Source organism: Thauera sp. 28 (assembly GCF_000310145.2).
Taxonomy (GTDB): domain Bacteria; phylum Pseudomonadota; class Gammaproteobacteria; order Burkholderiales; family Rhodocyclaceae; genus Thauera; species Thauera mechernichensis.
In genome coordinates, this window is record NZ_AMXA01000001.1 from 345093 (window position 1) to 367058 (window position 21966).

A 21966-nucleotide genomic window follows, 5' to 3' on the forward strand; every position below is an offset into this window, starting at 1 on the left:
CGGGGTAAAGCTGCTTTATTCGGCCCCTGGGCATTGACGGGGTGTGGCGATAATTCCCATCAAGCAGTGGTCGACATCGACCGCCGGGAGAACCGCCATGAACGTCAAACGCTACTTTGCCCCTACCGCCCGTGAGGCCCTTCGCGCTCTGAAGGAGGCGCTCGGTCCCGATGCGATCGTGCTGTCGAACCGTGCGGTCGACGGCGGCGTCGAGATTCTTGCCCTGCCCGGCGACGCCGTCGGTGCGCTGCAGGCGGCCAACCGCGCCACGATGGGTGCGCGCAGCGGTGGCCAGGGCAGGGTGGCGGACGAGTCTGCGTCCGGTTCCCGCCCCCAGGCCGAGGCCGTTCAGCGTGCGCCCGCCCCCTTGGCCGATGAAGGCGATTTCCAGGTCAGTCTGTCTGCCCTGGCGGCGAGCGCAGCGCGCTCGGCGGCGCGCGGCGGACAGCGTGCGGAGCCGAGCGCGGAGAGCACCGGCCCGGTGGTGCGCCCGTTCAACCCGCCGCGGATCGAGACCGCCGATTACGCCATGCGTGGCCGCGAAGCCGTGCTGCGGTCGGCATCGGCGCGCGGTCGCAGCGATCAGGCGAGTGCGCCGGCAGTCACCCGTGCGGCGGCGCAGGGCGACGAGTTTGGCGGCGCACGTGTGCGCGAATTGCAGGAGACCAACGCCCGGCTGATGTCTGAACTGGCCGGCATTCGCGGCATGATCGAGCGTCAGCTGGCCGGATTCGCCTGGGGTGAGACCCGGCGCCACGCGCCCGCGCGCGCAGCGATGCTGGGCGAGCTGCTCGAGGCTGGGTTCTCGGCGGCCATCGCGCGCAAGCTGGTCGAGGCCGTCCCCGAGGATGCGAGCCGCACCGAAGCGCGCGAGGCCGTGGGCAGCATGCTCGACCGCATGATGCGTGCGCGCTCGTCCGACGAGGATCTGCTCGATCGCGGCGGCGTGTATGCCCTGGTGGGGCCGACCGGGGTGGGCAAGACCACGACCACGGCCAAGCTCGCGGCGCGCTGCGTGGTGCGCCATGGCGCCGGCAAGCTGGCCCTGATCACCACCGACGGCTACCGCATCGGCGCCCAGGAGCAACTCCGCATCTATGGCCGCATCCTGGGGGTGCCGGTGTATTCGGTGCGCGATGGTGCCGACCTGCGCCAGACCCTGGCGGGTCTGCGCAACAAGCACATGGTGCTGATCGATACGATGGGCATGAGCCAGCGCGATCGCCTGGTCGGCGAGCAGGCGGCGATGCTGTCGGCGGCCGGAGACGTCCGCCGTCTGCTGCTGCTCAACGCCACCGCGCGCGGGGATACGCTCGACGACGTCGTCCGCGCCTACGCCGGCAACGACCTCGCCGGCTGCATCTTCACCAAGGTTGATGAATCCGCGGCGCTGGCGCCGGCGCTCGACGTGGCCGTGCGTCATGAGCTCGACATTCGCTATCTGACCAATGGTCAGCGTGTGCCCGAGGATCTGCACCTGCCCAATCGCGCCTACTTGCTGCACCGTGCGCTGCGCGAGCATGCGGGCGAGTCGCCGTGGCGCCTCGATGGCGACGAGGCGGGCATGCTGCTCGCCGCAGCCGGCATGGGAGCCTGACATGATCGACGGACGCGAAGACCAGGCGGCGGGCCTCAGGCGCCTGTTCCGCCGCGCGCCGCCGGTGGTGGTGGCGCTGTATGCGTGTGGCCGGCAGCGCAGCCACACGGCCGTGCTTGCTGCTCATCGGCTGGCTGGCCGCGCCGAGCGCGTGCTGATTCTGGACGAGGCCCAGGGCCAGGACGCCCTGGGCGGCGTGCTGGGTACGGGCGAGGGCACGGACCTGCTGCAGGTGCTGGACGGGCGTACGACTCTTGCCGCGGTGGTGCAGCCGGTGCCCGGTCTGGTGGGGCGGGTGCCCGTGGCGGCGGCGGCACTGGCCTTGCCGCTGCTCGACGATGCACGCCGTGCCTGCCTGGTCGAGGCGCTTCGCTTGCTGCACCGCCATGCGGGCTTCGTCCTCGTGCATGGCGCGGGCGAGGCGGCAGCGCAGCCGTCGCCCTTCGTCAATGCGGCGCCATGCCGGCTGGTGGTGGCAGAGGCCTGCGCGAGCGGTGCGACCGAGGCTTATCGGGTGATCAAGGGTCTGGCTTCGGCAGGTGCAGGTTCGGTGCATGTTGCCGTCAGCCGGGCGCGCGACCGCAGCGATGCGCAAGCCTTCTTCGCCACGCTCGAAGCACTCGTGCGCCGACATGTCGGTGTGCCGCTGGCCTGGCTCGGCGAGGTCGAACGCGATGACATCGCCAATGGTCTGCGCCAGCCGCTGCAGTGGAATTCGCGCGACGCAGGCGCTGCATTCATGCGTCGTATCAATGCCATGGCACGCGCACCACGTGTGATGCGTGCCTGAGTCCCGTCATGGCTTTCAATATTCCCGCTGGTAATCCCGCCCCCGCTGCGGGAAAATCACCGCCTCCGGTTAGCGGAGCCAGCGCGGGCAGGGGCTCGCGTCGTCCCAAGATACAGGTTGAATGGATGTACGACGCCAACGGCAACCTCGACAAGAGCAGCCTCATCGAAGCGTATGCGCCGCTCGTCAAGCGCATCGCCTTCCAGCTCATGTCCCGGCTACCGGCCAGCGTGGATGTGGATGACCTCATCCAGAACGGCCTCATGGGGCTGCTCGATGCGCTCGGCCGCTATGAAGAAGGCCTCGGTGCCCAGTTCGAGACCTATGCAGTGCAGCGTATCCGCGGCGCCATGCTCGACGGCTTGCGCGAGAACGACTGGCTGCCGCGCAGTTTGCGCCGCGACATGCGGCGTATCGAGGCGGCGATCCATGCGCTCGAGCAGCAGTTCGGCCGCCAGCCTTCGGAGACGGAGCTTGCCGAGTCGCTCGGGGTCTCGCTCGACGAATACCAGCGCATGCTGCAGGAGGCACGCGGCCACCAGCTCGTCTATCTCGAGGACTTCAACCGCGACGAGGACGACGATTTCCTCGAGCGTCACCTGGCAGCCGCGGACAGCAATCCGCTCGACCTGCTCGAGGACAGCGAGATGCGTGAACGCCTGGTCAACGCGATCTGCGCGTTGCCCGAGCGCGAGCAGATGGTGATGGCCCTGTATTATGACGAAGAGCTCAATCTGCGCGAGATCGGTGCGGTTCTCGGCGTGACCGAGTCGCGGGTCTGCCAGTTGCACGGCCAGGCCGTGGCGCGCCTGCGTGCGGGGCTCTTCGAAGGCAGCTCCACGCTGCCACCACAACGCCGGCGCGGGCGACCGCCCAAGAAGGCGGCCAACTGAACACAAGCCCTGACAAGGATGCGTGTGCGTATCTTGACGCCTCATCATGGATAAGATCAGCCTCGTCGGCCTGACGCTCGGCATTGCGGCCATCGTGATCGGCCAGGTGCTCGAGGGCGGGCATATCTCCTCGCTGGTGCAGCCCACGGCCTTCCTGATCGTGATCGGCGGCACGCTGGGTGCGGTGATGCTGCAGAGCCCGCTGCGCAGCTTCGTCGAAGGCATGCGCATGGCGCGCTGGGTGTTCGTTCCGCCGGCGATGAGCTCCCAGGCGGTCATCGAGCAGGTCGAGAACTGGAGCCATGTGGCGCGCAAGGAGGGGCTGCTGACGCTCGAGAACCAGATCGAGAGGCTGTCCGACCCCTTCATGCGCAAGGGGCTGCAGCTGCTCGTCGACGGTGTCGAGCCCAACCGTCTGCGCGAGATACTGGAGGTCGAGGTCGGCGTCTGGGAAGGGCAGCTGCGCCAATCCGCGCGGGTGTGGGAGGCGGCCGGCGGTTACGCCCCCACCATTGGCATCCTGGGCGCAGTCATGGGCCTGATCCACGTGATGGAGAACCTTTCCGATCCGTCGCGGCTCGGCGCCGGCATTGCCGTGGCCTTCGTCGCGACGATCTATGGCGTCGGCTTCGCGAACCTGGTGTTCCTGCCGATTGCGAAGAAGCTCGTGGCCCATATCATCACCCTCACGACCCAGCGCGAGATGTTCATCGACGGGCTGGTCGGCATTGCCAACGGCGACAATCCACGCATCATCGCCAGCCGCATGCAGGGCTACGTCGTCTGAGGGCGGGGCGGCCATGCGGCGCAGGCGCAAGCTCGACGAAGAACATGACAACCACGAGCGCTGGCTGGTCTCCTATGCCGACTTCATCACGCTGCTGTTTGCCTTCTTCGTGGTGATGTATTCGCTGTCCTCGATCAACGAGGGCAAGTATCGGGTGCTGTCCGATTCGCTCGTCCAGGCGTTTCGCAACGTCACCGTCAACGACAGCAGCGAGCAGATCGCGCTGCCCCAGGTCACCGTGGTGCCACCCCGACCAGTCACTGCGCAGGCCGTCCCGGCGGTCGATCCGCAGGCCGAGGTCCGGCGCCGGGAGATGGCGCAGCGCATGCGCAACATGGCGGACGACATCCGGCGCGTGCTCAACCCGTTGACGCAGGCCGGCCAGGTCAACGTCACCGAAGGGGCATTCGGCGTCAGCGTCGAGATCAACGCCAGCCTGTTGTTCGCACCCGGCGATGCAGCGCTCGGCACGCAGGCGGTCAATGCGCTGCGGGCCGTGGCCCAGGTGCTGGCGCCGGCGGGGTTTCCGATCACCGTCGAGGGCCATACCGATGCAGTGCCGATCAGTACGTTCCGCTTTCCGTCCAACTGGGAGCTTTCGGCGGTACGTGCATCCACGGTGGCGCGGCTCTTCATCGACAGTGGCGTGCAGCCCGATCGCTTGACGGTGGCGGGCTACGCGGACCAGCGCCCGGTCGCCGGCAACAGCACGGAAGAAGAGCGTGGCCGCAATCGGCGGGTGACGATCCTGATCGAGTCGCGGACGGCCGACGTCGCCCCCGATCCGCGGCCGGCCAGCATCCCTGCGGGCGATCCGATTCGCTCGATCCTGCCCGACGGATTCTGAGCCGCCGGGCAACGCCGCACACCTCAGCTTGCAGGTCGCCTCCAGGGCGCAGGACATGATCGCAGGCGCCCTCAAGTTGGTCGCTGGCAGGCCGATATGAGCGATGATACGGCCATGCGGCGTATGCCCTGGACCTGCACTCGCAGGCCCTCGCTGCATGCGTTGCGACTGGTTTGCCCGCGTCCTGCTTCCTGGAGTGGTACCTGAATGAAGAGCGGCATTATCCCGGTGGATCGAGAGGTGCGTTTCGATGCGCATGAGATCATCGTCTCCAAGACCGACGTCAAGGGCATCCTCACCTATGCCAACCGCGTCTTCATGCGTGTTGCCAATTTTTCGGAGCGGCAACTGCTTGGCAAGCAGCACAACGTGATCCGTCATCCCGACATGCCGCGTGGGGCGTTCCGCTTGCTCTGGAAAACCCTGGGCGAAGGCCGCGAGTGGTTCGGCTTCGTCAAGAACATCACCGCCGATGGCGCCTACTACTGGGTGTTCGCGAACGTCACGCCCGACCATTCCGACGGCCGGCTGATCGGCTATTACTCGGTGCGCCGGCAGGCGCCGACCAGCGCGATACGGGAGATCGAGCCGCTGTATCGCGAGATGTGCGCTATCGAGGCCCGCGCAGGCGCCAAGGATGCGCCGGATGCCTCGATCGCCTGGCTCACGCGTCAGCTCGAGGCCCGCGGCACGAGCTACGAGGCCTTCGTGCTCGATTGCTACAAGCGCCACCTGAAGAACGGGGAGTGAGTCGATGAGCAGCACGAGAGTTCTCGCACAAACGAGCGGGACCAGCCGCGGGCGGCTGTTTGCGTCGCAGCAGTTCACCCTGATGTGTGCAATCTACATCGGCACCGTCTGGATGCTGGCCGGCTTCAATGTATGGACTTCGGGCTGGAATGTCCTCAACACCTTGCTGCCGCTGGGGACGCTGGCCTACGTCGTGTTTTCCTTCGTGCATCACCGCCGTACGCTGGATGCGGTGACCCGCCTCAACGAGGCGATCGTGGCGGCGCGCCAGGGCAATACCCACCATCGCATCACCAATGTCTCGGGTTTGGGCGAGATCGGCCACGTCGCTTGGAACTTCAACGACCTCATGGATGTGGTCGAAACCTACTTCAAGGACGTGTCGAACTGCTTCGAGCGGGCTGCACGGCGCGACTTTACCCGCCCTGCGCTCCCCATGGGTATGCCGGGGGATTTCGGCAAGTCCGAACACGAGATCAATCACGCGCTCGAGGCCATGCTCAAGGCGGACGAGTTCTCGCGGCGCAACCGCCTGTCGGCCAACCTGCATGAGATGAACGCCGGCTCGCTGTTCAAGAACCTCAGGATCAACCAGAACGACATGCTCAACGTGTCCGAGCTGATGAGCGACGTGCTCGACATTGCGGAGCGCAATGGCCGGGGGGCGCGTGAAAGCAGCGAGACGGTGGCCGACCTGCGCGCCACCATGACCTCGATGCATGGCCGGATGCAGCGCATGGGGAGTGCGGCGGGGGAGTTGGGTGCCTCGAGCCAGGAGATCGACCACACGGTGAAGCTCATTTCCGAGATTACCGAGCAGACGAACCTGCTCGCGCTCAATGCAGCCATCGAGGCTGCTCGCGCCGGAGAGGTCGGTCGCGGCTTTGCCGTCGTTGCCGACGAGGTGCGCAAGCTCGCGGATCGCACGCGCCAGGCCACCGAGGAGATCGGCAAGGTCGTACGCAGCCTGCGCGCCTGCGTGGATGAGATGGTCGACCAGACCGGTGGGGTCAGCAGCCAGGTTGCGGAGGTTACCGACCGCGTGAGGCTCTTTGCCGATGGGTTCGCCGACGTGGCCCAGTCAGCCGACGAGACCATCCGCCTGATCGGTACTGCCCGCGAGCGAGTCTTCGGCACGCTGGTCAAGGTCGACCACATCATCTACATGCAGAACGCCCATGTCGCGGTGGAGAGCGGCGGGCGCGAGCGCGTCGAGGAAGTCTCGGTGACGGCGCGCACGTGCCGGCTCGGCCACTGGTACTACGAAGGCGACGGGGCACGGGCGTTCGCGGGAGCACCCGCCTATCGCAGCCTGGAGAGGCCGCACCATGCGGTGCATGACGGCGTGCAGCGTGCGGTGGAGGCTTCGCGGGGAGACTGGTTGCACGACGAGGCCGTCTTCAAGCGCATCGTGGACGAGATGCGCGCCGCCGAAGCGGCCAGCAGCGAAGTCATCCGGCTGATTGGCGAGATGATCGAGCACAAGCGGGTGGAGCAGGGGCGCAACGGGAACACCCGGCACTAGCTTGTGTCCGGGCATGCCGGCCGTGCCCGGCCCGAAGGCTGGGGGCACGGGGCGCTGCTTCAGTAGAGCTGTTCCGGCTTCACCTTCGGGGTCAGCGGCACGCCCTTGCGTGCACGCCGGTGGCGCAGGGGTTCGCGCTGCGAGGGCTTCAGTTCGATGCTCACCGCCTTGCCGCCGCGGCCTGAGCCCTTGACCGTGAGCACTGCGTCGTCTGCAGGTACGGCCACGGCGGCGAGCGTCTCGCCCTCGTCCAGTGCCATGACGATCACGCCACGTCCGCCGCTCTGGGTCTTCATTTCGGGGCGGGGGAAGACCAGCAGGCGGCCGTTCTCGGACGCCGCTGCGATCCAGTCGCCGAACACCCTGGCCGGCGCCAATACCTTCTCGCCCTTTTCCAGGCTCATGAAGGCCTTGCCCGCGCGCTGGCGGCTGCTGGCGTCCGCAACGCTGCACAGGAAGCCGTAGCCGCCGCTGTTGGCGAAGAAGTACACCGCGTCCGGCGTGTCGGTGACCACCTGGGCGAGCTTGCCGCCGTCCTGGAACTCGACCAGGGTGGTGATCGGCGCACCGTCGCCACGCCCGCCGGGGAGGTCGGACACCTTTACCGTGTACGCGCGGCCATTGCTGTCGATGACGATCAGCGGCCAGGTGGTGCGCGTCTCGATCACTGCGAAGCCGAAGTCGCCGGCCTTGTAGGCGATGCCTGCGGGGTCGATGCCGTGACCCTGGCGCGAACGCACCCAACCGTTCTTCGACACGATCACGGTGACCGGCTCGTCCGGCACGCTGATCTCGGCAGGTGCCACCGCGGCCACCGCTTCGACCAGGGTGCGGCGGTCGTCGCCATACTTCTTCGCGTCGTCCTGGATCTCCTTGAGGATCAGCTTGGTCATCGCCGCGCGGTTGTCCAGGATGTGCTGAAGGCCGGCGCGCTCGTCCTTGAGCTCGGCGAGTTCCTTCTCGATCTTGAAGCCTTCGAGGCGGGCCAACTGACGCAGGCGGATCTCGAGGATGTCCTCGGCCTGGGTCTCGGACAGGCCGAAGGCGGCGATCAGCGCCGGCTTGGGCTCGTCCGACTCGCGGATCACGCGGATCACTTCCTCGATATGCAGGAAGGCGATCATGCGGCCTTCGAGGATGTGGATGCGGCGGTCGACCTCGTCCAGGCGGTGGCGGGTGCGGCGCTCGACGGTGACGTAGCGGAAGTCGATCCATTCGCGCAGGACCTGCACCAGGTTCTTCTGCTGCGGTCGACCGTCGCGCCCGATCATGGTCATGTTGACCGAGGCCGAGGTCTCCAGGCTGGTGTGGGCGAGCAGCACCGCCATGAACTCGTCGCGGTTCTGGCGGCTGGACTTGGGCTCCAGCACGATGCGCACCGGGGCCTTGTCGCTGGATTCGTCGCGCACGGTGTCGAGCACGCCGAGCACGAGCTGCTTGAGGTTCTTCTGCTCCTGCGAGACTTCTTTCTTGCCCGCGCGCGGCTGCGGGTTGGTCAGGGTCTCGATCTCGGACAGCACCTGCGCGGCGGAGACGCCGTGCGGCAGCTCTTCGACGATTACCCGCCACTGGCCACGGGCGAGTTCCTCGATCTTCCAGCGTGCGCGCAGGCGCAGGCTGCCGCGGCCCGCCGCGTAGGCGTCGCGGATGGTCTCGGGCGTGGAGATGAGCTGGCCGCCGCCGGGGAAGTCGGGGCCGGGGATGATGGCGAGCACGTCCTCGAGCGTTGCCTCGGGGTGGCGGATGAGGTGGCAGGTGGCCTCGGCCACCTCGCGCAGGTTGTGCGGCGGGATTTCGGTCGCCATGCCCACGGCGATGCCCGAGGCGCCGTTGAGCAGCACGAAGGGCAGGCGCGCCGGCAGCAGCTGCGGCTCTTCGAAGGCGCCGTCGTAGTTGGGGATGAAGTCCACCGTGCCGCGGTCGATCTCGGACAGCAGCAGCTCGGCGATCGGCGTCAGTCGGCACTCGGTGTAGCGCATCGCCGCCGCCGAGTCGCCGTCGCGCGAGCCGAAGTTGCCCTGGCCGTCGACCAGCGGATAGCGCAGCGAGAAATCCTGCGCCACCCGCACCATGGCGTCATAGACGCTGGAGTCGCCGTGCGGGTGGTACTTGCCGATCACGTCGCCGACCACGCGCGCCGACTTCACGTGCTTGGAGGTGGACGACAGGCGCATCTCGTTCATCGCGTACAGGATGCGGCGCTGCACGGGCTTGAGGCCGTCCTCGACCTGCGGCAGCGCGCGCGACTTCACCACGCTCATCGCGTAGGCAAGGTAGGCGCGCTCGGCGTAGCGGTCGAGCGCCAGGGTGCTGTCGTCCTCGGGTTCGGGCTCGGGGGCGGCGGGCGGTGCGGGGGGCGGGGGCAGGTTCGCGCCGGTGGCCGTCGGTGACTCGTCGGCGCCCGTATCCTGCGCCGTACCCGAGGTGCTCTTCACTGCAGTGGGCGTTGAGGTCGCGAGCGTTACGGATTCGGATGCGTCAGGCGCATCGAAGAGATCGGGAGTGTCTGTACTCATGTATTCGAACTGCAGGCTGCGAGCAGTAGCGGGTGTGCGACATGCTCGAAAGGATTGATGACGGTGACGCCGCGCCAGGTGAAGCCGTGCTGCAGGTCCTCGCTCAGCAGCAGGCGGCAACGGTTTTCCGCAGCGACCGAGAGGATCAGGCCATCCCAAACCTGCATGCGGTGATCGCAGGCCAGGTCGATGGCCGCCTGAAAGCTCGGCCAGGTCGAATCGGCCACCTCGTAGGCATCGGACCAGTCGAGCAGGGCTGTGCGAACCGCTTCGGCGTCGCGCTTGAGCTTTCCGGTCAGGACCCGGTACAACTCACCCAGCGTCTGGGCGGGAATCATCACCTCGCTCGCCGAGAGTGTTCCGAGCAGCACCCGGGCCGCAGCGCAACGTGCATTGTCGCCGGCGCCTTCCGCATAGGCGAGGATGTTGGTGTCGAGAGCGATCTTCATTGGCCGCGGTCGTACAATTCGGCGCGGGTCCAGTTGCGGTTGTCCGCAACGGGCTCCCCATCCAGCCGGGCAAGCAGGCGAGCGCGCGCCTTGGTTCGATCGTGGTCGAGTTCCGTCCCGACGACAGCGGGGCTGATGGTTGCAACAGGGCGACCGTGGGACAGGACCGTAACGGTTTCACCTTGGCTCACTTGGCGCAGCAGGCTGGAGAACTGTCGGTTTGCTTCGGCAGCGGAGACGGTATGCATATCGGGTCCTTCGCTAGGAACTAAAGTAGTGAATGTCACTACTTTAGTTCCAGTGGTCTGATCGGGCAATGTCGATGTACCCGCTGGCGCTTAAATATCCGCCTCCACGCTGTCGCCCTTCTCCTCCATCCACGCCCTTCTCCCCGAGGCCTCGCCCTTGCCCATCAGCAGGGTGAACATCCTCAGCGTGTCCTTGAGTGCGCCGCTGCGCACCTTCACCGGCAGCACGCGGCGGGTGGCGGGGTCCATGGTGGTCTCGCGTAACTGGTCGGGGTTCATCTCGCCCAGGCCCTTGAAGCGGCCGATCTCGATCGCGTCGGGCCTGAAGCCTTCCTTCTCGAGGCGGTCGCGGATCGCGGTGAGTTCGCCCTCGTCGAGCGCGTAGAGCCGGCGCGGCGGGCGCTTCTTGCCCTGGGCCGGTACGTCGACGCGGTACAGCGGCGGTTGCGCCACGTACACATGGCCACGCTCGATCAGCTTTGGGAAGTGGCGGAAGAACAGTGTGAGCAGCAGGGTCTGGATGTGGGCACCGTCCACGTCGGCGTCAGACATGATGACGACCTTGCCGTAGCGCAGGCCGGAGAGGTCAACGTCGCTGTCGGCCTTGTGCGCATCCACGCCCAAGGCCACCGCGATGTCGTGGATCTCGGCGTTGGCGAACAGGCGATCCGGGTCGATCTCCCAGGCGTTCTGCACCTTGCCGCGCAGCGGCAGGATGGCCTGGGTCTCCTTGTTGCGCGCCATCTTGGCCGAGCCGCCAGCGGAGTCGCCCTCGACCAGGAAGAGTTCTTTGTCGGCGAGATCTTCGGACTCGCAGTCCGAGAGCTTGCCGGGCAGCACGGCGACGCCCGAGGTCTTCTTCTTCTCGACCTTCTGCGCGCTCTTCTGGCGCGCCAGCGCCTGCTTGATCGACAGTTCGGCGATGGCCTTGCCGGCCTCGACGTGGTTGTTGAGCCAGATCTCGAAGGGGTCGCGCAACTGGCTGGAGACGAGCTTGACCGCCTCGCGCGAGTTGAGCTTTTCCTTCACCTGGCCCTGGAACTGTGGGTCGAGCAGGCGCGCCGAGAGGACGAAGCTCATGCGCCCGCACACGTCCTCCTGCTGCAGCTTGACGCCGCGCGGCAGCAGGGTGTGGTGGTCGATGAAGGACTTCATGGCCTCGAACACGCCGGCGCGCAGGCCCGACTCATGGGTGCCCCCATTCACCGTGGGGATCAGGTTGACGTAGGACTCGCTGGGCACGGCCGACTCGAACCAGGCCAGCGCCCAGGCTGCGCCTTCGCCGGGGGCGAAGCTGGCGTCGTCCTTGCCCGCGTACTTCTCGGCGGTGAAGATCGGCGCCACCGCCTCGATGTCGCCAGCGAGTTCCCTGAGGTAGCCGGCCAGGCCCTCGGGGTAGGACCAGGTCTTGGTCAGCACCGGGCCGTCGGCCTGCTCGATGTCGAGCCGCACCGCGACCCCCGACAGCAGCACCGCCTTGGAGCGCAGCAGGCGCTCGAGTTCGTTCATTGGCACGCGCGGCGACTCGAAATACTTGCCGTCCGGCCACACCCGCACCCGGGTGCCGGTCTGGCGGCCGCATTCGCCCTCGATGCGTACCGGGCTGATCGTCTCGCCGCCGTCGGCAAAGTCGATGCGGTGGATCTTGCCGTCGCGCTTCACCTCGACTTCGATGCGGGTCGACAGCGCATTGGTCACCGACACGCCGACGCCGTGCAGGCCGCCCGAGAAGGCGTAGGCCGAGTTGCCCTCGCGCTTGTCGAACTTGCCGCCAGCGTGCAGCCGGGTGTAGGCCAGCACCACTACCGGCACCCCCTCTTCGGGATGAAGGCCGACCGGAATGCCGCGGCCGTCATCGGCGACGGTGATGGAGCCGTCGAGGTGCAGGGTGACCTGGATCTTTTTCGCGAAGCCGGCGAGCGCCTCGTCGGCGGCGTTGTCGATCACTTCCTGGATGATGTGCGCCGGGCTGTCGGTGCGGGTGTACATGCCGGGGCGTTCGCGCACCGGCTCCAGCCCCTTCAGGACTCGGAAGGACGATTCGTCGTACTGCTTTGGAGTGTCTTGCTTGCCAGCCATGCTGCGCGCCCGTTCGGTGTCACGAAGGGCGCAAGGATAGCAGAGAGCGCGTGGCTGATGAGACTGCAGGACTGGATAAAGATTCAGGCACTGCCGAGCATGCGGCCGCCGCCGGTAGGCTTGGAGAGGCCGTCGGCGTCGTACAGTTGCGGGTGGTTGGCGGCCGACAGCAGGATGGACAGGGCAGCCTGGTTGCCGGCCATGCGTTCGAGGATCAGTTTGCCGTTGAGCGCGTTGCGGTCGCGGGCCTGGCGGGCCGCGCTGACCAGTTCGTCCCAGCGCACCAGCACGCGCGGCAGGTTGCCGAAAAGCGTGCGCATGGCCGCGTCTGCGCTGGTGAGCGCGGCACGCCCCAGAAGGCGGCTGCGTTCGTCGGTGAGCCGCTGCAGCTGTCGATAGCGCTCGTTCTTCTCGTTGGCGATGGCCAGCAGGGCGTCGGTGTCGCCTTTGATCAGCACGGCCTCCTCGCGGTCGAGCAGGGCGAGGAACTCACCCAGCTGGAGCAGTTCGGCCTCGACCAGGAGGGCGATGCGCTGGAGTTCTGCTGGCGGTTGGGCGGTAGTCTGCATGGGGTCGGGCCGGCGTGGGCAGGAAGTTCGCGTGCGCGAATCTTAACGCTCCTGGCTTACCCGCGCGAACCCAGCATTTCCCTGACGCTGTCGAGGAGCCCGTCGGCAATCCGGCTGGCGTCGACCTTGAAGCGGCCCTCGGAGATGGCCTGGCGGATCTCGTCGACGCGCTGCATGTTGACCTCGGGCGTACCGGAGATCGTGCTTTCGGCCTTGCGCATGAGCGAGGCCATCGGCGAGATCTGGACGCTTTCGGCGCTGCTCTGTGCTTCGGTCTTGGCACGCGCAGCTGGCGCGCGGTTGTCCTGTGCGGGCGTGGGGACGTAGGCCTTGCCCGAGCTTTCGATCTTCATGATGGTTTCCAGGAACACTATGAGTCGAAAGGGTCTACGGCACCCCTTCGCTAAACTTTAGCGAATTATCCGCTATGTCGAAGCGTGTGCCCTCGCCGTATCAAAAACCCAGCATGACACCGCCGTCGGCACGCGCCACGCCGTGGACGATCTGTCCGCCAGGCAGGCGTACGCGGACGCGTTCTCCGGGCGCTGCGTCGTTGAGTGCCTGTCCTTCGCCGGAGACGGTGAAGCCTTCGCCCTGAGTGTACACCTGGACGGGGCGGCCGCGGCTGACCGCGTTGGCTTGCCGGAGCACGCTTGCGCGCAGCGGCATGCCTTCGGCTACCGCGAAGCGGGTGATGTGACCCACGGCCTGCTCCGGCGCCGAAAGGACGTTGTCTGGAAGGGCGCTCAGTTCGCCCTCGCGGACTTCGACATCGACGGCGTCGAGGCGCTCCGATGAGCGCAAGGCCCGTGCAGCGACGAGGTAAGGGCCGAACACCTGCACCCGTGCCTGAACGTAGGCGGTCCATGGCATCGGCGCGTCGCAGCGGATGCCCACGCTGATCGCACCCCACGGGCGCACCCCTGGCGGCAGGAAGGGGACGATGCTGGCGCAGGCCGGCAGCCGGTTTGTCGGGTCGAAGCGGTTTACGCCGATACGGATGTCGCCGGGCATGCCCTGGACCTCGTGCTCCAGAAATGCCTGCACCGCGTGTTCGATCGGCTCCGAGGGCTGGTGGGCGGAGGCGGCCGTCGCCACGATCGTACTGGCGAGCAGGGCGCCGATGCAGCGGCAGGGGCCGCGTCCCGGCGTGCCCGGGCGGGCGCGAGGGAAAGAGGTCGCGGACGTGTTCATGGGTGGGATTGCAGCACGCTCCGAGGGACAGGGCAAGGCGGCAGCTTTTGCCGCGATGCGCGGGCAAGCGGCAAAGAAGGGCTGCTTTCCGCGGTCTTATCGCGAGAGTGGAGGCCCGTCATGCCTCGTAACATGGCTGGCATGAAAGCTGCGACCACGGGTTCATGGAAGCCCGCCATGCCGCATTCACCCGTGCCGCGATGGTGCAGCCCGTTCCCGAGGCCATGCGATGAAGACCCTAGTCGACAACCAGTTCCGTTTCCACCAGACCGCGCTGAACCTGCAGGCGTACCGGCAGGAGTTGCTCGCCTCCAACATCGCCAACGCTGATACGCCGCACTTCAAGGCGCGCGACATCGACTTCAAGAGCGCCCTGCAAGGGGCGATGACAGCCGCGCGCAGCGGTGTTGCGCTCCAGACCACGCATGCCGGACACATCACGGGTGGTGCCTCTGCGAGCGCGGAGAACTACGCCAAGTACCGTACCGAGCTGCAGTCCTCGGTCGATGGCAACACGGTGAACATGGACATCGAGCGTGCAGCGTTTGCCGAGAATGCGCTGCGCTACGAGGCGAGCGTGACCTTCATCAACGGCATGCTGCGTTCGCTCAACACCGCGCTCACCGGTCAGTAAGGAGTCCAGCCATGAGCATGCTCAACGTCTTCCAGATTGCAGGTTCTGCGCTCAACGCGCAGTCGATGCGCCTCAACACCACGGCGTCCAACCTCGCCAACGCCGACAGCGTCACGACCGAGACCGGCGAACCCTATCGCGCCAAGCAGGTGGTGTTCGCCGCCCGTCCGGTCGCCGGACCCGGCGCGATCGGCGTCCAGGTCACGCAGATCGTCGACAGTGCGGCGCCGATGCGGCTCGTGTACGAGCCCAACAACCCGGCGGCAAACGCGGAGGGCTACGTCGAGATGCCCAACGTCAACGTTGCCGAGGAGATGGTGAACATGATTTCCGCTTCACGCTCGTACCAGAACAACGCCGAGATCATGAACACGGCACGGACCTTGCTCCAGAGGACACTGCAGATCGGACAGTAAGCCCGTCCGGCAAACGATGCCGCTAGCAGGAGCACACCATGACCACCGTCTCGAACAACCAGACTGCAAACAGCGTGCTGGCCAGCCTGGCCCGCAGCGAACCCGTCCAGAAGCCCGAGGAAGACCAGCAGGGCCGCTTCCTCAAGCTGTTGACGACGCAGCTGAGGAACCAGGATCCGATGAATCCGATGGAGAACGCGGAGATGACTTCCCAGCTCGCGCAGATGAGCACGGTCGACGGCATCGAGCGGCTGAACAAGCTGGTGCAGTCCTTCTTCGATTCCCGGGCGTCGTCGGAGGGGCTCAATGCGGCGGCGCTGCTTGGTCGCGGGGTGCTGGTCGAAGGCCGCAGCCTGGCCCTCACCGAGGCCGGGGCCGTGGGCGGCTTCGAGATCGACGGCCCGGCCGACCGCGTCACGCTGACGGTGCGCGACAGCGCCGGGCTCGCGGTGAAGCAGATGGATTTCGACGCGGTTGCCGCTGGCAGTCACAATTTCGTCTGGGATGGCTCGGCCGATGACGGTTCGCGCGCTGCCGACGGCATCTACACCCTGTCGCTGTCGGCGACGCTGGGCAACGAGGCGGTCGGCGGGCGCACGCTGCAGTTCGGTCCGGTCACCAGCATCGTGCGCGGCAACAGCGGCACGGACCTCCAGGTAGGTGACCTTGGCGTGTTCAAGGTTGCGGACATCAAGCAGATCCTCTGATCCGGAGCAGCGACCATGGCATTTCAGCAGGGCCTCAGTGGCCTGAACTCCTCCTCCAAAGCGCTTGACGTCATCTCCAACAACGTCGCCAACGCCAGCACGGTGGGCTTCAAGAACTCCGGCACGGTGTTTGCCGACGCCTATGCGTCCTCGCTCACCGGTGCGGTGTCCAAGGTGCAGATCGGCATCGGCAGTGCGGTACAGGCGGTGCGGCAGACCTTCAACCAGGGCAACATCACCACCACCAGCAATCCGCTGGACATGGCGATCAACGGCAACGGCTTCTTCGAGGTCGAACTCCAGAACGGCGGCTATGCGCTGACGCGCAACGGCCAGTTCAACATCGACAAGCAGGGTTACATCATCACGGCGCTTGGTGACCGGCTGATGGGCTACCAGGTCGTGGACCCCATCTCGGGTGACGTGCGTGCTCCCGCCTCGGTCACCGCGGATTCGTTCCGCACGATGGTGATCCCGTCGACCGGCGTCGGTGCGGCTGCGACCTCAGAGGTGGGCCTGAGCCTGAACCTGAGCGCGGATGCGGCGACGATCCCCGACCCCGCCCCGCCGGCCCTGCCAGGGAGTGTTCCGCCGAACCCGAACGACGACAGCACCTACACCTATTCGACCGCGCTCAAGATCTTCGACTCGCTCGGCAAGGAGCACTCGCTCTCGTTCTACTTCGTGCGCCGCACCGATGTCGTCGATGCCACGACTGCGCCGCCGACCTACAGCGAGTGGGACCTGTACACCGTTGCCGACAACGATACGGCCTCGCTCACGTACAACTCGCGCCTTGGCTTCGATGGCCTTGGCCGCATCGCCAGCGTGACGCCCCAGGTGACGGCTCCTGGGGTCACGCCGCCCCTGAACGGCTCGGTGTTCAGCGCCACGCTCGGCAGCGATGCGATCGCGCCGAGCGTGATCGAACTGGCGATGAACTCGATCACCCAGTTCGGCGGCAAGTCGACCCCGCGTGAGCTTACCCAGAACGGCTCGGCTCCGGGCGAGATCGCCGGCCTGGCGATCAGCCGCAACGGCGTCATACAGGCGCGCTACACCAACGGCATCACCAAGGACATCGCGATCGTCAACCTGACGACCGTGCGCAACAACAACGGCTTGTCGCCCATCGGCAACAACTACTGGGTCGAAACCCCGGAGTCCGGCGGCTTTGCCCGCGGCGAGCCGGGCAACGGGCTCAATGGCGTGATCTCGGCCGGTCAGGTCGAGGAATCCAACGTCGATCTGACCCAGGAACTGGTGCAGATGATCATCCAGCAACGTAACTACCAGGCCAACGCGCAATCGATCCGCACCCAGGACCAGATCCTGCAGACGCTGGTGAATCTGCGCTGATGCCTGATCCGGCTGTCGGCCGACAGAACGAAGGGAGTCGAACATGGATCGCCTGATCTACACCGCGATGACCGGTGCCAAGGGCACGATGGACCAGCAGGCGGCGGTGTCCAACAACATCGCCAATGCGGCATCGACCGGTTTCCGCTCGCAGCTGCACAAGCTGAGAGCGGTCGAGATCCAGACCGAGGCCTTCCGCACGCGCTCGTTCGCGGTCGACGCCAGCATCGCCAACGACTTCGCTCCGGGGCCGATCCAATACACCGGACGGCCCTACGACGTTGCGCTCGAGGGCAAGGGCTGGCTGGCCGTTCAGCAGCCGGACGGCAGCGAGGCCTATACCCGCAATGGCAGTCTGGCGCTCAGCCCGGCAGGGGTGCTGCAGACGCGCGATGGCTTGCCCGTGATTGGCGACGGTGGCCCGGTGACGCTGCCGCCCGATACCGAGATCGTCATCGGCCGTGACGGCTCGATTTCGTCCATCAACCCCGACGACGGGGTCGTGAACCTCGTCGGCCAGCTCAAGCTGGTCAATCCGCCCGAGGCCGATCTCGTGCGCGGGGACGACGGTCTGTTCCGCCTCGCCGACGGTGCCGCCGCGCCGGTCGATCCCAATGTCCAGGTCGCAGGCGGTTACCTCGAGGGCAGCAATGTCAACGTGGCTGACCAGATGGTGCAGATGATCTCGCTGGCGCGTCAGTTCGAGATGCAGGTGCGCATGCTGCAGAACGCTGAGGCCAATGACCGTGCCGCCAGCCAGGTGCTGTCCTGGCGTTGATGTCCTGCCCGCGGGGCGCGGCGATTAGCACGGTTTTTGCGTTGCTTATCGTGCAATCGCCTGGCCCGTCCGAGGGCTAGACTGATCCCGTGAAATTGCGGCAAACGCCGCCACACTGCGGCAGCCTTTGCCGCAGCGGCAAGGCAGAACAGAGGACTTCATCATGATCCGCTCGTTGTGGACCGCCCGTACCGGGCTGGATGCCCAGCAAACCTCGCTGGATGTGATCTCGAACAACCTGGCGAACGTGTCGACGAACGGCTACAAGCGCCAGCGCGCGGTGTTCGAGGACCTGTTGTACCAGACCATCCGCCAGCCCGGCGCGCAGACAACGCAGCAGACCCAGGTCTCGAGCGGGCTACAGATCGGTACCGGCGTACGCCCGGTCGCCACCGAGCGCATCTTCACCCAGGGCAGCCTGCAACAGACCGGGGGGGCGCTTGACCTCGCCATCCAGGGCAACGGCTTCCTGCAGATCTCGATGCCCGACGGCTCCACCGCCTATACCCGCGACGGGGCGCTGCAACTGGACAACCAGGGCAACGTCGTCACCGCCAGCGGCTATCCGCTGCTCGACGCCATCCAGATCCCGGCCAATGCCCGCTCGATCACTGTCGGCAAGGACGGCACCGTCACCGTTACCGTGCCGGACCAGGTCGAGCCGCAGCCGGTGGGGCAGATCCAGGTGGCCACCTTCATCAACCCCGGTGGCTTGCAGAGCGCGGGGGAGAACCTGTTCTACGAGACCGCATCGAGCGGCGAGGCGACGCCGACCGAGCCCGGGACCAATGGCGCCGGGGTGATCAACCAGGGTTACGTCGAGACCTCCAACGTCAACGTCGCCGAGGAACTCGTCAGCATGATCGTGACCCAGCGCGCGTATGAGCTCAATTCGCGTGCGATCTCGACATCCGACCAGATGCTCGGTCGGCTGACCCAGCTTTGAGGGCGCGGCCATGTCCGTCATCCGCAGCTTCGCACTCCTGGCCCTTGCCCTGCTGTCGGGGTGCGCATCCATCGACAGCGTCCCGCCCACGGCAGTGCATCAGCCGATGAGCGTGCGCCCCGGCGAGCGCATGGCCCAGCCACCGGCCAACGGTGCCATCTACCAGGCTGCGGCGGCGAGGCCCCTGTTCGAGGACAGGCGTGCTCGCCATGTCGGCGACATCATCACGATCAACCTGGTCGAGCGCAACACGGCCACCAAGAGCGCGAACGCCAGCGCGAGCCGTGGCTCCGAGATGTCGGGTGGCATCACCGCGACCTCGCGCCTGCCCTTGGGCGGGCTCAACGGCCTGGGCGTCGAGGCCGGTGTGGATTCCGACTTCAGCGGCAGCGGCAGCGCGCGCGCCAACAACGCCTTCAACGGCACGGTCACGGTCACCGTGATCGACGTCTTCCCCAACGGTAACCTGCTGGTGTCAGGCGAGAAGATGCTGGCGATCAACCAGGGCAGCGAGTTCATCCGCTTCTCCGGTGTGGTCGATCCCAACACCGTGACCTCCAGCAACACCGTCCAGTCCACCCAGGTGGCCGATGCGCGCATCGAGTATCGCGGCAGCGGTTTCATCGACCAGTCCAATACCATGGGCTGGCTGCAGCGCTTCTTCCTTGCCGTGCTGCCCTTCTGATCGAGGCTCGCCATGCTCCGGATCCAGACCTTGCTGATGCGTGCCGTGGCGGTTGCCGTGGCCGCTGGCATCTTTCTCTCCTCTGCCGCCGAGGCTGCCCCCGAGCGCATCAAGGATCTCGCCTCGATCGCCGGCGTGCGTGACAACCAGCTCGTCGGCTACGGCCTCGTCGTCGGCCTCGATGGTAGCGGAGACCAGACCACGCAGACGCCCTTCACCAAGCAGAGCATCGTCAACATGCTCAGCAACATGGGTGTGACCGTGCCCCAGGGCACCAACATGCAGCTCAAGAACGTGGCCGCCGTGATGGTCACTGCGAACCTGCCCGCGTTTGCGCGGCCCGGCCAGGCGATCGACGTCACGGTGTCGTCGATCGGCAACGCCAAGAGCCTGCGCGGCGGCACGCTGATCATGACCCCGCTCAAGGGCGCCGACGGGCAGGTATATGCAGTGGCGCAGGGCAACCTCGTCGTCGGTGGTGCCGGCGCCCAGGCCGGCGGTGCGGCGCAGACGATCAATCACCTCGCTGCAGGGCGTATCCCCGCGGGGGCGACGGTCGAGCGCGCGGTCGCATCCTCGGTGGGGCAGGGTGACTATGTGATGCTCGAGCTCAATCAGACCGACTTCGGTACGGCACGCCGCGTCGTCGATGCGATCAATGCGGTGTCGCCCGGATCGGCGCGTGCGCTGGACGGCCGCAGCGTCGAGGTGCGGGCACCGACCGATGTGTCGTATCGGGTCGCGTTCCTCGCCCAGATCGAGAACCTGCGGGTGACGCCCGAGCAGCAGGTGGCCAAGGTGATCGTCAACTCGCGCACCGGCTCGGTGGTGATGAACCAGCGCGTGACGCTGCAGAACGTGGCGGTGTCGCACGGCAATCTCACCGTCACCGTCAACAGCGAGACGCAGGTCAGCCAGCCCAATCCGCTGTCGCAGGGCCAGACGGTGACTGCGCAGAACCAGGGCCAGGTCGATATCCAGCAGGACAGTGGCAGCATCCACAACGTGCGCGCCGGCGGCAACCTCGCCGATGTGGTCAAGGCGCTCAATGCGCTGGGTGCCAAGCCCATGGATCTGGTCAGCATCCTGCAGGCGATGAAGGCTGCGGGGGCCTTGCGCGCCGAACTCGAGATCATCTGAGGCTCGAGCCATGAACGCCGGCGTCCAGCTCAACGCCTTCGACCCCAACTCCTTGCGCGACCTGCAGCGCCTGGCGCGCACCGACGGCCAGTCGAACGAGACGCTGCGCGCGGCTGCGCGCCAGTTCGAGGCGCTGTTCCTGCAGATGGCGCTCAAGTCGATGCGCGAGGCCACGCCCTCGAGCAGCATGTTCGACAGCGAGCAGACGCGCATGTACCAGAGCTTGCTCGACCAGCAGCTTGCGCTCAATGCATCGCAGTCCCGCGGCACCGGCTTGTCCGAGGTGATCTTCCGCCAGCTCGGCGGCCGGCCCGACAGCGCGAGCGCGATCGATGCGCTGGTGCCGTCGGCTGGCGTCGCCGGCGGCTTCGATCTTGCCGGCGTGGCGCGCCGGCCGGCAATTTCTGCCGTGATGCAGCGTGCCGGCCTTGCCGCCGGCACGTCGTCCGCCGGTACCGACCCACTTGCCAGCGGGGATGCGCTTGCCGCGGCCGAGTCTGCGCTCACGCAGTCGCGCTTCGCCGATGCGATCCGCCAGGCGCGCGATGCGGCTGGCGATGTCGTGGCCAAGGTGCGCGATTTCGTCGCCGATGTCTGGCCGCATGCGCTGGAGGCCAGCAAGCAGACCGGCATCCCGGCCGCCTTCATGGTGGCGCAGGCTGCCCTGGAGACGGGCTGGGGGGAGAAGCAGCTGCGTCATGCCGATGGGCGCCCCAGCCACAACCTGTTCAACATCAAGGCCGGGTCCAACTGGCAGGGCGAGACGGTCGACCGTACCGTTACCGAATATGCGGGCGGGCAGGCGTATGCCGAACCCTCGCGTTTCCGCGCCTATTCGTCCTATGCCGAGTCCTTCGCCGACTACGCCCGGCTGATGACGCGCAGTCCGCGCTATGGCGCGGTGCTGGGCTCGACCAGCGCAGCCGGATTCGCTCGTGCGCTGCAGGACGCCGGCTATGCCACCGATCCGCACTATGCCGACAAGCTCACCCGCATCATCGGCGGCGCTACCCTGCGCAACGCGCTGGCAGGCATGGGCTGATATTGCCGCCCGCGG

At 66.7% G+C, this 21966-nt stretch carries 23 protein-coding genes; 16 read left to right on the top strand and 7 right to left on the bottom strand.

What is annotated here, in order from left to right:
• Nucleotides 1-97 precede the first annotated feature (97 nt).
• The 7 genes from flhF to C662_RS01560 all read left to right on the top strand — a co-directional run bounded on the left by flhF (nucleotide 98) and on the right by C662_RS01560 (nucleotide 7189).
• The gene (flhF, locus tag C662_RS01530) at nucleotides 98-1597 is read left to right on the top strand and encodes a flagellar biosynthesis protein FlhF (RefSeq protein WP_002924000.1); all 1500 of its coding nucleotides are present in this window, start codon (nucleotides 98-100) and stop codon (nucleotides 1595-1597) included.
• 1 nt (nucleotide 1598) lies between these two features.
• Nucleotides 1599-2387 (top strand): MinD/ParA family ATP-binding protein, encoded by a 789-nt coding sequence (locus tag C662_RS01535; protein ID WP_002924001.1) that lies wholly within the window; start codon nucleotides 1599-1601, stop codon nucleotides 2385-2387.
• A gap of 125 nt (nucleotides 2388-2512) precedes the next feature.
• Entirely contained in the window at nucleotides 2513-3280 is a 768-nt protein-coding gene (locus C662_RS01540) for an RNA polymerase sigma factor FliA (protein ID WP_002924002.1), read from the top strand.
• Between the two features lie 46 nt (nucleotides 3281-3326).
• Complete coding sequence (locus C662_RS01545) at nucleotides 3327-4067, top strand: flagellar motor protein (protein ID WP_002924003.1); 741 nt, start codon at nucleotides 3327-3329, stop codon at nucleotides 4065-4067.
• Between the two features lie 13 nt (nucleotides 4068-4080).
• Nucleotides 4081-4914 carry a flagellar motor protein MotD gene (motD, locus tag C662_RS01550; protein ID WP_002924004.1) on the top strand — a complete coding sequence of 278 codons (834 nt, stop codon included), beginning with the start codon at nucleotides 4081-4083 and terminating at the stop codon, nucleotides 4912-4914.
• A gap of 207 nt (nucleotides 4915-5121) precedes the next feature.
• The gene (locus C662_RS01555) at nucleotides 5122-5664 is read left to right on the top strand and encodes a PAS domain-containing protein (protein WP_002924006.1); all 543 of its coding nucleotides are present in this window, start codon (nucleotides 5122-5124) and stop codon (nucleotides 5662-5664) included.
• A 4-nt stretch (nucleotides 5665-5668) separates the two neighbouring features.
• Entirely contained in the window at nucleotides 5669-7189 is a 1521-nt protein-coding gene (locus C662_RS01560; protein ID WP_269745377.1) for a methyl-accepting chemotaxis protein, read from the top strand.
• Between the two features lie 59 nt (nucleotides 7190-7248).
• On the opposite strand, the gene parC is transcribed toward C662_RS01560, so the two are convergent.
• From parC to flgA, 7 genes are all read right to left on the bottom strand, one after another.
• Nucleotides 7249-9705 (bottom strand): DNA topoisomerase IV subunit A, encoded by a 2457-nt coding sequence (gene parC / locus C662_RS01565; protein ID WP_002924018.1) that lies wholly within the window; start codon nucleotides 9703-9705, stop codon nucleotides 7249-7251.
• Nucleotides 9702-10154 (bottom strand): PIN domain-containing protein, encoded by a 453-nt coding sequence (locus C662_RS01570; RefSeq protein WP_002924020.1) that lies wholly within the window; start codon nucleotides 10152-10154, stop codon nucleotides 9702-9704. Before C662_RS01570 ends, parC begins: the two co-directional genes overlap by 4 nt.
• On the bottom strand, nucleotides 10151-10402 hold the full coding sequence (locus C662_RS01575; RefSeq protein WP_002924022.1) for a type II toxin-antitoxin system Phd/YefM family antitoxin: 252 nt from the start codon (nucleotides 10400-10402) through the stop codon (nucleotides 10151-10153). Before C662_RS01575 ends, C662_RS01570 begins: the two co-directional genes overlap by 4 nt.
• A gap of 90 nt (nucleotides 10403-10492) precedes the next feature.
• The gene (locus tag C662_RS01580; protein ID WP_002924023.1) at nucleotides 10493-12481 is read right to left on the bottom strand and encodes a DNA topoisomerase IV subunit B; all 1989 of its coding nucleotides are present in this window, start codon (nucleotides 12479-12481) and stop codon (nucleotides 10493-10495) included.
• A gap of 83 nt (nucleotides 12482-12564) precedes the next feature.
• Complete coding sequence (locus tag C662_RS01585; RefSeq protein WP_002924024.1) at nucleotides 12565-13050, bottom strand: flagella synthesis protein FlgN; 486 nt, start codon at nucleotides 13048-13050, stop codon at nucleotides 12565-12567.
• A 56-nt stretch (nucleotides 13051-13106) separates the two neighbouring features.
• Nucleotides 13107-13403: a flagellar biosynthesis anti-sigma factor FlgM gene (gene flgM / locus C662_RS01590; RefSeq protein WP_002924025.1), complete on the bottom strand. Its 297-nt coding sequence runs from the start codon at nucleotides 13401-13403 to the stop codon at nucleotides 13107-13109.
• 100 nt (nucleotides 13404-13503) lie between these two features.
• Nucleotides 13504-14244 (bottom strand): flagellar basal body P-ring formation chaperone FlgA, encoded by a 741-nt coding sequence (gene flgA / locus C662_RS01595; protein ID WP_002924026.1) that lies wholly within the window; start codon nucleotides 14242-14244, stop codon nucleotides 13504-13506.
• 229 nt (nucleotides 14245-14473) lie between these two features.
• Here flgA and flgB point away from each other — a divergent pair, with 229 nt between their 5' ends.
• From flgB to flgJ, 9 genes are all read left to right on the top strand, one after another.
• Nucleotides 14474-14878: a flagellar basal body rod protein FlgB gene (gene flgB, locus C662_RS01600; protein ID WP_002924027.1), complete on the top strand. Its 405-nt coding sequence runs from the start codon at nucleotides 14474-14476 to the stop codon at nucleotides 14876-14878.
• Nucleotides 14879-14889: 11 nt separating this feature from the next.
• A complete protein-coding gene (gene flgC / locus C662_RS01605; protein ID WP_002924029.1) occupies nucleotides 14890-15294 on the top strand; it encodes a flagellar basal body rod protein FlgC in 405 nt (134 codons plus the stop codon).
• 38 nt (nucleotides 15295-15332) lie between these two features.
• Nucleotides 15333-16001 carry a flagellar hook assembly protein FlgD gene (locus C662_RS01610; RefSeq protein ID WP_002924030.1) on the top strand — a complete coding sequence of 223 codons (669 nt, stop codon included), beginning with the start codon at nucleotides 15333-15335 and terminating at the stop codon, nucleotides 15999-16001.
• A gap of 15 nt (nucleotides 16002-16016) precedes the next feature.
• A complete protein-coding gene (gene flgE / locus C662_RS01615) occupies nucleotides 16017-17360 on the top strand; it encodes a flagellar hook protein FlgE (RefSeq protein WP_002924031.1) in 1344 nt (447 codons plus the stop codon).
• 43 nt (nucleotides 17361-17403) lie between these two features.
• Nucleotides 17404-18138 (top strand): flagellar basal-body rod protein FlgF, encoded by a 735-nt coding sequence (flgF, locus tag C662_RS01620; protein WP_002924032.1) that lies wholly within the window; start codon nucleotides 17404-17406, stop codon nucleotides 18136-18138.
• Between the two features lie 163 nt (nucleotides 18139-18301).
• On the top strand, nucleotides 18302-19084 hold the full coding sequence (gene flgG / locus C662_RS01625; RefSeq protein WP_002924033.1) for a flagellar basal-body rod protein FlgG: 783 nt from the start codon (nucleotides 18302-18304) through the stop codon (nucleotides 19082-19084).
• 10 nt (nucleotides 19085-19094) lie between these two features.
• Nucleotides 19095-19769, top strand: coding sequence for a flagellar basal body L-ring protein FlgH (locus C662_RS01630; protein ID WP_002924034.1), 675 nt, complete (start codon nucleotides 19095-19097; stop codon nucleotides 19767-19769).
• A gap of 12 nt (nucleotides 19770-19781) precedes the next feature.
• Nucleotides 19782-20909 (top strand): flagellar basal body P-ring protein FlgI, encoded by a 1128-nt coding sequence (locus tag C662_RS01635; RefSeq protein WP_002924039.1) that lies wholly within the window; start codon nucleotides 19782-19784, stop codon nucleotides 20907-20909.
• A gap of 10 nt (nucleotides 20910-20919) precedes the next feature.
• A complete protein-coding gene (flgJ, locus tag C662_RS01640) occupies nucleotides 20920-21951 on the top strand; it encodes a flagellar assembly peptidoglycan hydrolase FlgJ (RefSeq protein WP_002924040.1) in 1032 nt (343 codons plus the stop codon).
• The last annotated feature ends 15 nt before the right edge of the window (nucleotides 21952-21966 follow it).